Below are 12,964 nucleotides of genomic sequence, written 5' to 3' on the forward strand. Positions count from 1 at the left end.
CAGTCCTCATCTCTCGGGACCGCTCCGGGCATGAACAGGGGATTACCACCGAATGAGCGCTGAGGCCCAGGTCAGCCCCGCGCCGAAGGCGCCCAACATCACCAGCGATCCGTCCTTGATACGGCCTTGCCGAAGCGCTTCGTCGAGGGCGATGGGGATCGACGCCGCCGATGTATTGCCATAGCGGTCCAGGTTCAACATGATCTTCTCGAGAGGAAGTCCCAGACGTTCCGCCACGGCATGCAGGATGCGGATGTTGGCTTGGTGGGGAACGTACAAATCGACGGCTTCGATGGTGAGCTTGTTCGCCGCCAGTGTCTCGCGAGCGATCTCTTCCAGCATGCGTACCGCGACCTTGAACGTCTCGTTGCCCTTCATCTTGACACAGTTCATTTTCTCCGCGACGACCTTCTCGGACAGCGGCAGCCGGGATCCGCCGGCTGGCACGGCGATCAACTCGTGCAACCCGCCGTCGGAGCGGAGATGCGTTGAAAGAATCCCGGCATCGCCCTGGACGCCGCTGACGACTGCGGCACCGGCTCCGTCGCCGAACAAGATACAGGTATTGCGGTCGGCCCAGTCGAGAATGGCGGACATGACCTCCGATCCGATCACCAAGACATGTCGCATACCGGTTCGGACATAGGCGTCGGCAACGGATAATGCATAGACGAATCCGCAACAGGCGGCGGAGAGGTCGCAGGCGGCCGCGCGCGTGGCCCCCAGGCGGTGCTGAACCAAACAGGCCGTGGCGGGAAGCGGATAGTCGCCAGTACAGGTGGCCAACAGAATGAGATCGAGATCCTCCGGACGAATGCCGGCCGCACGCAGGGCTTGCTCCGCCGCCTTGACCGCCAGATCCGAACAGGCTTCCCCCTCTACTGCCACGCGCCGTTCGCGAATGCCGGTGCGTTCAGTGATCCATTGATCCGAGGTGGCCACCAGGGCTTCGAGATCGAAGTTGGTCAATACCTTGGCCGGCGCGTACGAACCGGTGCCTGTAATGCGCGCTCTCACGCCGACGGCTCCTCGGACAGTCGGCTCTGCGCCAGGCTCTCTTCGATGTCCCGCTGGATCAGCTCATCGACCCGGCTCTCGGCCAGCCCTTTTGCCCGTCGGATGGCGTTCTTGATCGCCTTAGCGGAAGACCGGCCATGACAAATCATCGTGATGCCGTTCACGCCCAGAAGCGGCGCACCGCCGAACTCGGCGTAGTCGATCCGGCGCTTCAGGTTTCGGAGCGGCGAGGCGATCAGCGGGTACGCGAGCCGCCCCAGCAAGGACCCGGAGATTTCCTTGAACAGCAGTTTCTTGATCGTGTCCGCCACGCCTTCGGAGATTTTGAGGGCGACGTTCCCGATAAATCCGTCGCAGACCACGACGTCCGCGTTTCCGCTGTAGACGTCCCGTCCTTCGACGTTACCGACGAAGTTCAGCGCGCTCCCTTTCAGCATCCTGAAGGCTTCCTTCGTGACCTCATTGCCCTTGCTGTCCTCCTCGCCGATGCTGAGGAGTCCGACCCGCGGATTCGGTTTGCGGAACAAGTGCTTACCGTATTCGTTGCCCATGATGGCAAATTGAGTCAAATGCTGGGCCGTGCAATCCACGTTGGCGCCAACGTCCAGCATGATCGCCTCTCCGGTCAGGGTCGGCAGGCTCGTGGCGATCGCCGGACGCTCGACCCCCTTGGTCAGGCCCAGCACAAAGAACGAGGCCACCATACTGGCCCCGGTATTACCGGGGCTCACGACGGCGTCGGCTTCGCCGCTTTTCACCAATTCCGTCGCGATCCAGATCGAGGACTCGCGTTTCCTCCTGGCCACGGCGGCCGGCGACTCGTGCATTTCGACGACCTGGGGCGCGTGTTTGATGGAGAGACGGGCATCTGTGCAACCCAGACGTCGGCATTCCTCTGCCAGGACCTTTTCGTCGCCGACCAGGACGACATCCACGTTCAGATCCTGCGCGGCAGACAGCGCGCCCTCGATGCAGGGAGCGGGGCCATGATCGCCTCCCATCGCATCGAGCGCAATTTTCATTCGGGATGGTGTGGTCACTCGTGCTTGAAGATTCGTTTGAACTACCGCAACACACCGGCGGCTTGATCGTCGGCCTGGAAGCTTATAGCAGAAGTACCGGCGACACAACAGGGGACCTCAACGGGTCACTCTGCGTCTCATCCGGGCGGAAACCGCCTCGATCGTATGTCTTGCCGAAGCTTGGTCCCGGCGCGGGTCTGAACTCATCCGCTCACGCCGGCCGGCGGTTGGAGCGACATCACCGCGAAGTGCACGGCCGTGTCGCCATCCGCCTAGACCTCTTCGACTTGGATGACGGCCTTGCCTTTATACGTTCCGCAATTGAGGCAGGTGTAATGCGGCAGCTTGAGTTCGTGGCATTGAGGGCACACGGACATGCCCGGAGGCGTGACCCGCAACTTCTGCGTGCGACGTTTGTCGCGTCGGGCTCGGGAATGCTTATGTTTCGGATTTGGCATCGTTCTTCCTCCAAACTGTCGACGCTCGATCGGCGGATGATTCGACCGGTCATCGCTCGATTATTTCATGCTCCGGATGACCCTGAACGCCGTCGGTGCCGGCTCCATCGGACACTGACAGGGCCCTTCATTCAAATCCTTGCCGCAACGCGGGCACAACCCGGCACAATCTTCGTGGCAGAGCGGCTGCATGGGCGCGGCGAGGATGACGTGCTCGCGCAGCATCGGAGCCAGTTCCACATGATCGCCCTGGTAAAAATATCGGTCGTCATCCTCGGCGTCTTCCTCGGAAGCGGGCTCACCCTTTCCAGGCACACTCTTGCCTTTACGGGCGTCGGCTGGCCGGGTCTGGCGTCCCCCTGCGCGAGAATCCTTCCTGGCTTCTTTGCCCTCTCGGGCGTACGCCGCATGAACGGAAAACGCCAGGGCGTCGTCATATTCCCCTAAACAGCGGACGCACTGCCTGACCGCCGTGCCTTCCACGACTCCCGTGACGGCGATCATGTCGTCCGCCTTCATGAGATCCAGACTCACCGACAAGGGCCCACGGATCACGGCGTCGCGCTCCGTCAGTCCCAGCTCTTCGGAGGTCACTTCTCCGACCAACGAGACCTTCTCGGCGGTGATTTCCGCGATCAGCGGTGTAAGCAGTCCCATCGCCGCACCTGCCTGCAAGATCAATCGGACGACCGGACTAGCGCTCTTCGGCGAAACTGATCAACGCGATGTGACGGGCGCGTTTCACGGCCGTCGTCAATTCGCGCTGATGGCCCAGGCAGTTGCCGGAGATACGGCGCGGCACGATACGCCCGCGCTCGGTCAGGAAATTACGCAGCAGGCCGACATCTTTGAAATCGATCTGCCCTTTTTCCACGCAGAAGCGGCAGGGCCGCCGGCGCTGAAAAAACCGCCCGCCTCCTCCGCCCATCTCACCGCGCCCACCGCCGCTTCCACCCCGTTCTCGTTCCATCGCTGCTCTCCTTCACCATCACCGCCTATTGCGGTTCTTCGTACTCGTACGCCGGTTCCTCATGATGGCCGGTGGCGTCGCTTCCGCCGCCCGTCTCACCGCGTTTGGGCATGAACGTCACGGTCTGCGCGACCACCTCGTGTTTGCTCCGCTTTTGCCCGTCTTCGGTTTCCCAGCGTCGATGCTGCAACCGGCCTTCCACGATGACGCCGTTTCCCTTGCTCAGATACTGTCCGCAGTGTTCGGCCTGTTTACCGAACACGACGATGTCCACGAAACACACCTCTTCTTTGAGATCCTCTCCCTGCTTATACCGCCGGCTGACCGCCAATCCCAACGTCGCCACCGGGGTTCCGTTCGGGGTATAACGCAGCTCCGGATTGCGTGTGAGGTTACCCAGGAGAATGACTTTGTTAAACCCGGCCACCGGCAAACTCCTCGGACGGTGCCTCGGCAACTCGACGCGGCACCAGTTCTTTTTCGAGATGGACCGTCAGAAACTTGATGATGTTGTCCTCGAGCCGATAGGCGCGCTCCAGCTCGGCGACGGTATTGTTGGGCGCCTTGAAGTAGAAGTACACGTAGGTACCCTTCCGCTCCCGTCGGACTTCATAGGCAAGCTTTTTCCGGCCCCAATTTTCGGCCTTGATGAACTGTGCACCCGTCTTGTCGGCGACCGCTTTCATCTTCTCGATGAGCGCGCTGGTTTCCTCATCGGTCACGGACGGACGGATAATGAACAGAGACTCGTAGAGCTCCATGGGGATCCTCCTGGACAAGGCCCCGGATCACGTCCGGAGCGAGGTGTAGGTGCGCCTCTGTTCGGCGCAAAGGTCATGCACCCTAGCATAAGGTTGAAAATGCTGTCAAACCCTGAAGGCTTCTGCCGCGGCCTGATTCGAGCGTGGCCGAGTCCGGCAGCTGTTCGGGAGACATCCGGCTACTGATTGGAGCTGTCTTGCGGCGCAGGCAGTTCCGACGGCGAGCGGTCTTCAGAGGCCGGAAATTCCACGAAAACGGCGCTGAGCAACCCGACAACGGCGGCGAGAGCAATCGCGGAGACCATGACCGTTATCGTGTAGCCGAGAGACCGTTCGGGTGGAGATTTCATGAGGATGGGCAACCCCAAATAGAAGAGATAGAGCGTGTAGCATCCCGCCAACAACCCCAAAATGCCCAACGTCGGCACGAGATGGAAGACTCCACCGACCCAGGAAGCCGTTGCACCATAGGCCGCCACTTTCAATGCTTGCATCCGATCGCTCTTGCCGCCGAAGGTCGGCGCCAGCGCATTGATGATCAGAGCCAACACATAGACGGCTGCCAATCCCAATCCGTAGCCGATCACTATCTGCGGGAGCAGAGTCGGAAGCGGTAGCTGCACGGTTCCAATGGAAGGAATCTCTACACCGATGATGGACATTCCGATCAGCATCGCGACCGGTCCGATTGCGGCAAGCGGTATGATGTATCCGGTATAGAGCGCCTGCGCGGAGATATGCTCCGGTTCGATCGTTGCCCATTCGACCTTGGGCTGAAGTAACATGTTTTTTGCTCGCACGACGAGATCCATTGTATTTATTCGCGGAGGCTACCATGCACAAGCCGATATAGCAAAAATACGAGACCCGGTTCGAACGCCCTTCCGCTTGCAATTGCTCATTGCGCGTGAATCCATACAGCAGTCGTTGTTGCCCCGTCGTTTTTCCAGCCCTCGTGGATCGAAGGCCTGGTCTGCTTGCCGCTAAGAGACACACAGGGTTTGCGGCCGCTGCGATCCCACAGACGCCGAGCAATGCGTGTCGAACACCGACCTCTTTTCGCACGATTGACATCGGACACCTTCATTTGTAACCATTGGTTACGTTTCAAGCCATGATTCAGGTTATGGACCGTCATATTGTCTATCTGCAGATTCCTTGTTTCGGAATTGCGCTGGCTCAGGCAACCGAACCGGCACTACGGAACCGCCCTGTCGTGCTGGCCCCTATTCACACCCAACGCGCATTGGTCCTTGAAGCCTCTCGCGAAGCGATGCAAGAAGGAGTACGGCTCGGCATCCCAATCGAGTTGGCCCGGCGACTATGTCCAAGCCTACGACTCATTCCACCGGACTTGTCGTCGATACAGGCAGCTCATCGCGCCGTGCAACAGACCGTCCTGCCTTTCGCGCCGGTGTGGGAATCGATCAGGCCCGGAGCGCTGTTTCTGGATCTCACCGGAACGACCCGTTGCTTCGGCCCTCCCATCGATACGGTTTCCCGCCTCGGACGAGCATTGACCCGGCAACAAGGATTGCAGAGTGTCATCGGACTGGCAGGAAGCAAACTGGTTTCGCAACTGGCGGCGACCTCTCTCGCCGCACCGCCGCAAATACTCTCCATCCAAGCAGGCTCGGAGCAACCGTTTCTCGCCCCCTTGCCGGCCGCATGGCTGCCAGGTCTCTATCATCACACACAGCACATACGCCCATCGCAAATTTTGCAGCGGCTGGAAGATTTGAATCTGCGGACCATGGGAGACGTCTCGTCCGTACCGCTGACTCATCTGCAATCGGCGTTCGGTGCCGCCGCCGCCGCGTGGTTGCATGATTGGGCATCGGGAGTCGATCCGTCTCCCGTCCGTTCTCTGACCGATCAACCGTCGATCGAGCGGTCGCTCAGGCTGGATCCCGAAGAGATCGACGACGGTCTGTTACTGGGACGCTTATACGAACTATTGGAGAGCCTCTGCACGATGCTTCGACAACAGGGACGAGTCTGCCGGCGCCTGCTGCTCATCGTTCGGCACAGTGATCAGCATCAACAGGTCACCCAGCAAAGGCTCCACCAGGCGACCTATTGGGAAGCCGATCTCAAACCGGTGCTCAGGCGTCTGTTCATTCGGTGCTTCCGACGCCGTGTCCGGCTGCAGCACGTGACGCTTCAGGTCGATCACTTGGAATCTCCGGCCGAACAACTTGGACTGTTCGAGACACCGACGTCCTCTGCGCAACCGGCGCACCAGCGTCTGTCCCTGGCTGTGGATCGGATTCGTGCCAAGTTCGGCGCGCAGGCCGTTTCTTGGGGCGCGGTCCGACGATGACGCCCTCTCCGTTCGTTCATCTGCATGTCCACTCGCATTACTCACCGATGCGCGGCGCGTCCTCTCTTGACGAGTTGTGTGTCGCGGCGCAACGGCAAGGCCTCTCCTGCCTGGCGTTGACCGATACCAACGGGCTCTACGGCGCCATCCGATTTATCGATCACGCTCGGCAGCGGGGACTGCGGCCCATTCTCGGCGCCGAACTGACGACCGCCGGCCACCGCGCCGTGCTGCTGGTCAAAACCCTCGATGGCTATGCCAATCTCTGTCGTCTGCTGTCTGAACGACACGATGATCAGTCGTTCGATTTTCTTTCCGCCGTCGTCCGCCATCGCCAAGGCTTGATCGTCTTCACCGACGATGAAGCGGCCTTGTCCGCGTGGGCCGGGGAATCCACTCGCGATCTCTACGTGGAGTTGACGCCTGGCCCCGCCATGTACGAGACGTTGCAGTTCAGCCGCCGCACCGGGCTGCCGCCGGTCGCCACCAACCGGGTGTATTTTGCGGACCCGGAAGACTACGGCACGCATCGATTGCTGCGCGCGATTGCGCTTAATACCACGCTGTCGCGATTGCCCGCCGAAGCTTGCTGCGGACCTTCTCAATGGCTGATGTCGCCCGCGCGGATGGCTTCGCATTTTCCCCATGCGCCAGACGCTCTGGACAATACGGCCCGAATTGCCGACGCCTGTCACAGCGAGTGGTGCGTTCGCGACGCCGTATTTTCCTCGTTTGGAGACCTCACGGATGACGAAGCATTCACCGCTCTTCGCGCGCGCACCTATGCAGGGGCCTTAGAACGATACGGCACCCTCTCGCCACAGATCCGCGAGCGGATTGAAAGGGAACTCACCATCATTCGACACAAACGCTTCGCTCATTACTTCTTGGTGGCGCAGGAAATCGTCGGAACGCGCCTGACGTGCGGCCGCGGCTCTGTGGCGGCTTCGATCGTCTCTTACTGCTTGAGAATCACGCACGTGGATCCTCTCAAACACAATTTGTTCTTCGAGCGGTTTTTAAATCCGGGGCGAACAGACCCGCCCGATATCGACATCGATTTCCCCTGGGATGAGCGTGAGAAGGTCCTCGAGCAGATCTTCGAGCAGTACGACGGTCGGGCGGCGATGGTCGCGAATCAGAACCATCTCGGTCTGCGCGCGGCCATCCGCGAAACCGCGAAGGTCTACGGCATGCCGGCCAAGGCCATATCGACCGTCTGCTCCCGCATCATGCGTGAACAGGCCTTCATCGACGCCAAAACCCGCGGACAATGGCTCCATGCGATCGTGACGTCCCTCCGCTTGAACGGCCCATGGCCTGAAATTTTAGAGCAGGCACTGCGGGTGCAGAACCATTTTCGCCATCTCTCTCTTCATTGTGGAGGCGTGGTGATCACACCCGATGACGTCAGACGTTATGTGCCGGTAGAGCGAACGGTCAAAAGCCGGCCGGTTATTCAATGGGAAAAGAACCAGGCGGAGGAAGCAGGCCTGGTCAAGATCGACATTCTGGGGAACCGTTCGCTCGCCGTCATCCGTGATGCGTTGAAGGCCGTCGCACGTCATACGGGCCGCAACATCGACTACGCGACATGGGACCCGTTACGCGACCAGGCCACACAAGATCTGATCAGACGCGGCGATACCATCGGGTGTTTCTACATCGAATCTCCGGCCACGAGACTCCTGTTGAAAAAGCTCTGGGTCGGCATGCCGCCCGACCGGCTGTCGACCGCCGATGTATTCGACTATCTCGTCATCGTCTCGTCGCTCGTCAGGCCCGCCGCCATCACTTTCGTCCATGACTTTGTCCGGCGTGCCCACGGACAATCCTACAAGCCGTTGCACCCTCTGATCGAGCCCATTTTGGACGACACGTTCGGCATTATGGTGTACCAGGAAGATGTCACGAAGGTGGCGATGGCGCTGGCCGGCTTTTCCGTGGAAGACGCGGATCAACTCCGCAAGATCATCAGCAAAAAACACAAGCAGCGGCAGCTTCGGGATTATTACCGGCAGTTTTGCCGCGGCGCGGCCAGCAACGGCGCATTGCAGGAAGTGATCGAGAAGGTGTGGGCGATGATCATGAGCTTCGCCGGCTATAGCTTTTGCAAGCCTCACTCAGCCAGCTATGCGCAGGTCTCATTCAAATCGGCCTATCTTCGCGCCCATTTTCCGGCCGAATTCATGGCGGCCGTCATCAGCAATCGCGGCGGATTCTATTCGACGGTCGCTTACCTCTCTGAAGCGCGTCGCATGGGGCTGGCGGTCCTGCTTCCGGATGTGAACGCCAGCGAGTGGGCCTATCAGGGCGAAGGAGATCGGCTGCGCATGGGTCTGATGCAGGTTAACACGTTGTCGGAAGACTTTTGCGCCCGGATCGTCAACGAGCGGACGGCACGCGGCCCCTATCGCTCCTTCCAGGACTTTCTTCAGCGCATCCAACCCGACACAGAGCAAGCTCGAGCGCTCGTTCGCGCGGGCTGCTGTGATTCCATCGCCGGCGAACTCACCCGTCCGGCGCTGCTCTGGCGAGCCTACGCAGGCGAGGCCGAATCCGATCCATTGCCGATACCAGACGAGTACGTTCCCAGGCAGAAGTTGACCCATGAGATCGAGTCGTTTGGTTTTCCGGCGAGCCGTCACCCCTTGACCCAGTATCGCAGCCAGATTGAGCGAGTGCGACCGATTCCGGCTTCACACATGGATCGGTTCATCGGACGACACATCACCATGGTGGGATGGCTCGTCACGGAAAAGCCCGTGGAAACCAAAGACGGTCTCGCGATGGAATTTCTGACCCTGGAGGATACCACCGCCCTCTATGATGCGACTCTGTTTCCCGACGTCTACCGACGCTGCCGCCGACTCCTGTCGTCCGGGCGACCATACCGGCCATATGTGGTGCGCGGGGTGGTGGAAAACTCATTCGGTGCCGTGACCATCACAGTCTCGGACCTCCGTTTCCTCGATCTCCTACCGGAGGACGATATATCTCCGTTCCTGCCTTCGGAGTCGTAACACAGTGCTCGATGAGACCCCGCACGGCGGCGACAGAATAGTTTCGATCCCTCCTCCGGGAAAAGACGATTCCTTTCTACTGCTGTGGCGTCGAGGCAGGCGGGATTCATTCTGCAGAATACACGCTCGAGATTCGGCGCATCCTGATCAAGCGAGGGGTCTCAACATGCATCTACCTGCCGGTCTTGAACCAGTAAATCAACTCAAAGAGATGGAGATCGGCCCCGCGCGTGTGATGCCCGTAGATCATCGCGTCAGAATAATGCTGAAAATGGTATCCGAGTCCAAGCGGCCCAAGGAAACGACTGGTCGCGCCGAAGGTCCAGACGAATTGAAACGGGCCTCCGAAATTCTGGATTCCGTACTTGTGATCGGCGAGCAACGCTCCGCCGAACCCCATGTCGAGGGACAATAGCCCGTCTTTCCTGCCGATCGCGAGATCCAGCGGCACCAACGTGAAAATTCCATTGGTTTCTTGGGCCGCGTGGAGTACTCCACCGGAGGTCAACAGTCTGGTCCCGGCCACCCAGCTCATTCCGAGGTCCCACTCCCACGGCAGACGTACCGCGAGCACAAGGTCGGCTTGCTGAAAGTAATACTTCTGTTCCTCTTCTAGCGGCGAAATGCCGCTGAAGCCGCCTCTCACCGCGAGCGATTCAAGCCTGAACTCGCCGGCCCATCCGAATGAACCAGCTCCGACGATGCAGAAGCAGACGACACACACATACCGCAGCTTCCCGTGGCCACCGGCCGGACGCACGCGACACTCCCTTACTGTCCGTGATTTCGAGGAATGGAATCGATGTCGGGCATGTTGCTACAGAAGCTAATCTACACGTTGAACCTGAAGTATACGATATCCGCCTCCTTGATCACGTAGTCCTTGCCCTCGAGGCGAAAGAGTCCCTTTTCTTTGACCTTGGCTTCCGACCGCTGAGTCAGCAGGTCGTCATAGGTATACACCTCGGCGCGGATGAACCCCCGTTCCATGTCCGAATGGATCTTTCCGGCGGCTTGGGGCGCTTTGGTATTCCTCACGATGGGCCAGGCACGCGACTCGGTTTCACCAGCTGTAAAGAACGTGATGAGATTGAGCAAGGTATACGCCTCGCGCGTCAGGCGCACGAGACCGGACTCGCTCAAGCCCATTTCGTTCAGAAAGTCGGCCCGTTCAGCCTCGGCCAGCGACGACACCTCCGCCTCGAATTGCCCGCAGATCCTGACCACTCGGGCCCCGCGTCGCGCAGCGAAGTCCTGTACGGCCTTCACTTCCGTCTGGTCGGCCTGCTGTCCCTCCGACACGTTGGCCACGAAGAGAACCGGCTTCGCCGAAAGGAGCTGGCATTCGTCCAGCAGCGCCCGCTCCTCCGGTTGATAGGTCAGATTGCCGAGCCATTCCCCTTTATCGAGCAACCCGATCAGGCGTGAGAGGAATTCCATCTCGAACGCGGCCTTCTTGTCGCCTGCCCGCACTTTCTTTTCCGTCTTCTGCTTGCGGCGGTCCAGGGCCTCCAAATCAGCCAGCATCAACTCGGTCTCGATAACGGCAATGTCCCGGAGCGGATCTATCCGACCGGACACGTGCACGACGTCGGAATCGGCAAAGCAGCGCACGACGTGCAGCAAGGCATCCACCTCTCGGATATGTCCGAGAAATTGGTTTCCGAGTCCCTCTCCTTTGCTCGCGCCCTCGACCAGCCCGGCGATGTCTCGGACCTCGAGCGTACTGTACGTTGTCTTCTTCGACTTGAAGATGTCGGTCAGTTTAAGAAGACGAGGATCCGGCACCAGCGCGATGCCCGTGTTGGGATCAACCGTGGCGAACGGGTAGTTGGCCGCAAGGGCCCCGCTGCCGGTCAAGGCATTGAATACCGTGGTCTTCCCCACGTTCGGCAATCCGATCATTCCGCAACAAAGTCCCATGCTTCACCCTATTTCCCGTCTCCGATCACGATCGCAGTAGCTGAGCTCCCGACAGTCAGATTCGACGCGCCGGTCATTCATTCCTCGATCGCGTTCTGATGATCGCGCACGTTGAAGCGGTTCATTGCCACTTCGGTCCCCCGGTGAATCAGGCATTCCAGCGCGTCGACGGCTCGCTCCAGGCACGGCTCGAACACGTCCATCTCTTCCCGTGTCACCGGTTCCAACACATAGTCCGCCGAATCCTGTCGGGGAGCCGGTCGGCCGATCCCGATTTTGATCCTGACGAACTCCTGAGTACCCAAGGCTTCGACGACCGACTTGATGCCGTTGTGTCCGCCGTGGCCGCCAGCCCGTTTGATCCGGAGACGTCCTGTTTCCAGATCCAGGTCATCATGGATGAGAAGGAGGTCGTCTGCGGTAAGCCGGTACTGGCGGAGGAGACCCTTGAGCGGCGGACCCGTCACATTCATGAAGTCGAGGGTGCCGGCAAGCTCGATGAGTTCCGAGCCAAGCCGTCCCGACCCCCGTTGAGCGGTCCCGCGCCTGGAGAGACGGATTCCCCATCGGGTGGCAGCCCGCTCCAGCACCCATATGCCGGCATTGTGGCGGGTCTGGGCGTACGAGGTGCCGGGGTTGCCCAGCCCAACGATGAGGCGCAACGTTACTTCTTCTTCTCGGCTTCTTTCTTCTCAGCCTTTGGGGCTGCAGCCGTGGCTTCCTTCTTATCTCCCACCTTGGCGTCAGCAGCGGCCGGAGCGGCAGTCTTGGAAGCCTCCGCAGCTTCGGCACCCTCCACCGGAACCTTGCCTTTCGCCATGACTTCCGGCTCCTTCGCCCCTTCCGGTCCGGCAGCCTGACTGGTCAATAAGGCTTCAAGTTTGGCATCCGACATCGGGACGGCAACGCTCACAACCATCTGCTCCGGATCGTCGAGGTAGCGGACACCTTCGCGCTTGGCGATTTCCTTGAGATGAATTCCCTGCCCGATGGCCAGCGGAGACGCGTCAACCTCGATATGATCGGGCAGCGCGGCGGGGAAGCACTCGACCGACAGCTCGCGCATGTTGAAATGGAGGATCCCGCCTTCCTTCACGCCGGCCGGCGTGCCTCCGATCACGTGCACCGGCACCTTGACACGAATCGGCTTTTCCATGGAGATCTCAAACAAATCCGCATGAAGCACGTGACCCTCAACAGGGTCCACCTGGAAATCGCGCAGGAGCGCGGTTCGCTTCGGGTTGGACTTGACTCCGGCGATGCTCAGCGAAATCAGCGCCGTGCTGCCCGCTTGCGACTTCAGGATTCTGACCAGAGGTTCGGGCTCGATGGTCAACAGAAGGCACTCGCCTTGCCCATACAACACTGCGGGAACTTTCCCTTCTCGCCGCAACTGACGCGCAGCGCCCTTACCGGATTTCTCCCGCACGGTGACCGCCAAATCGAATTTCATGTCACTCCTCCGTT

At 60.0% G+C, this 12,964-nt stretch carries 14 protein-coding genes; 2 read left to right on the forward strand and 12 right to left on the reverse strand.

What is annotated here, in order from left to right; all coding sequences use genetic code 11:
- Nucleotides 1–42 precede the first annotated feature (42 nt).
- The 8 genes from P0111_14870 to P0111_14905 form a co-directional block, all read right to left on the reverse strand.
- Nucleotides 43–1,017 carry a ketoacyl-ACP synthase III gene (locus P0111_14870; GenBank protein MDF0645310.1) on the reverse strand — a complete coding sequence of 325 codons (975 nt, stop codon included), beginning with the start codon at nucleotides 1,015–1,017 and terminating at the stop codon, nucleotides 43–45.
- Entirely contained in the window at nucleotides 1,014–2,039 is a 1,026-nt protein-coding gene (gene plsX / locus P0111_14875; GenBank protein ID MDF0645311.1) for a phosphate acyltransferase PlsX, read from the reverse strand. Before plsX ends, P0111_14870 begins: the two co-directional genes overlap by 4 nt.
- 272 nt (nucleotides 2,040–2,311) lie before the next feature.
- Nucleotides 2,312–2,497, reverse strand: coding sequence for a 50S ribosomal protein L32 (gene rpmF, locus P0111_14880; GenBank protein ID MDF0645312.1), 186 nt, complete (start codon nucleotides 2,495–2,497; stop codon nucleotides 2,312–2,314).
- 60 nt (nucleotides 2,498–2,557) lie between these two features.
- Complete coding sequence (locus tag P0111_14885; protein MDF0645313.1) at nucleotides 2,558–3,154, reverse strand: DUF177 domain-containing protein; 597 nt, start codon at nucleotides 3,152–3,154, stop codon at nucleotides 2,558–2,560.
- Nucleotides 3,155–3,191: 37 nt separating this feature from the next.
- The gene (gene rpsR, locus P0111_14890) at nucleotides 3,192–3,425 is read right to left on the reverse strand and encodes a 30S ribosomal protein S18 (GenBank protein MDF0645314.1); all 234 of its coding nucleotides are present in this window, start codon (nucleotides 3,423–3,425) and stop codon (nucleotides 3,192–3,194) included.
- A 67-nt stretch (nucleotides 3,426–3,492) separates the two neighbouring features.
- The gene (locus P0111_14895; GenBank protein ID MDF0645315.1) at nucleotides 3,493–3,894 is read right to left on the reverse strand and encodes a single-stranded DNA-binding protein; all 402 of its coding nucleotides are present in this window, start codon (nucleotides 3,892–3,894) and stop codon (nucleotides 3,493–3,495) included.
- The gene (rpsF, locus tag P0111_14900; GenBank protein ID MDF0645316.1) at nucleotides 3,881–4,228 is read right to left on the reverse strand and encodes a 30S ribosomal protein S6; all 348 of its coding nucleotides are present in this window, start codon (nucleotides 4,226–4,228) and stop codon (nucleotides 3,881–3,883) included. The genes P0111_14895 and rpsF overlap by 14 nt, the downstream gene beginning before the upstream one ends.
- A gap of 179 nt (nucleotides 4,229–4,407) precedes the next feature.
- Nucleotides 4,408–5,028 carry a Yip1 family protein gene (locus P0111_14905; GenBank protein ID MDF0645317.1) on the reverse strand — a complete coding sequence of 207 codons (621 nt, stop codon included), beginning with the start codon at nucleotides 5,026–5,028 and terminating at the stop codon, nucleotides 4,408–4,410.
- A 326-nt stretch (nucleotides 5,029–5,354) separates the two neighbouring features.
- On the opposite strand from P0111_14905, the gene P0111_14910 reads away from it, so the two are divergent.
- The gene (locus P0111_14910; protein ID MDF0645318.1) at nucleotides 5,355–6,551 is read left to right on the forward strand and encodes a hypothetical protein; all 1,197 of its coding nucleotides are present in this window, start codon (nucleotides 5,355–5,357) and stop codon (nucleotides 6,549–6,551) included.
- The gene (locus tag P0111_14915) at nucleotides 6,548–9,574 is read left to right on the forward strand and encodes a DNA polymerase III subunit alpha (GenBank protein ID MDF0645319.1); all 3,027 of its coding nucleotides are present in this window, start codon (nucleotides 6,548–6,550) and stop codon (nucleotides 9,572–9,574) included. Before P0111_14910 ends, P0111_14915 begins: the two co-directional genes overlap by 4 nt.
- Nucleotides 9,575–9,746: 172 nt before the next feature.
- Here P0111_14915 and P0111_14920 read toward each other — a convergent pair whose 3' ends face one another.
- From P0111_14920 to P0111_14935, 4 genes are all read right to left on the reverse strand, one after another.
- The gene (locus P0111_14920) at nucleotides 9,747–10,334 is read right to left on the reverse strand and encodes an acyloxyacyl hydrolase (protein MDF0645320.1); all 588 of its coding nucleotides are present in this window, start codon (nucleotides 10,332–10,334) and stop codon (nucleotides 9,747–9,749) included.
- Between the two features lie 71 nt (nucleotides 10,335–10,405).
- Complete coding sequence (gene ychF / locus P0111_14925) at nucleotides 10,406–11,497, reverse strand: redox-regulated ATPase YchF (protein MDF0645321.1); 1,092 nt, start codon at nucleotides 11,495–11,497, stop codon at nucleotides 10,406–10,408.
- Between the two features lie 77 nt (nucleotides 11,498–11,574).
- Entirely contained in the window at nucleotides 11,575–12,159 is a 585-nt protein-coding gene (gene pth / locus P0111_14930) for an aminoacyl-tRNA hydrolase (protein ID MDF0645322.1), read from the reverse strand.
- A gap of 2 nt (nucleotides 12,160–12,161) precedes the next feature.
- Nucleotides 12,162–12,950 carry a 50S ribosomal protein L25 gene (locus P0111_14935; protein MDF0645323.1) on the reverse strand — a complete coding sequence of 263 codons (789 nt, stop codon included), beginning with the start codon at nucleotides 12,948–12,950 and terminating at the stop codon, nucleotides 12,162–12,164.
- Nucleotides 12,951–12,964 lie beyond the last annotated feature (14 nt).

It is taken from the genome of Nitrospira sp. (assembly GCA_029194535.1).
Taxonomy (GTDB): domain Bacteria; phylum Nitrospirota; class Nitrospiria; order Nitrospirales; family Nitrospiraceae; genus Nitrospira_C.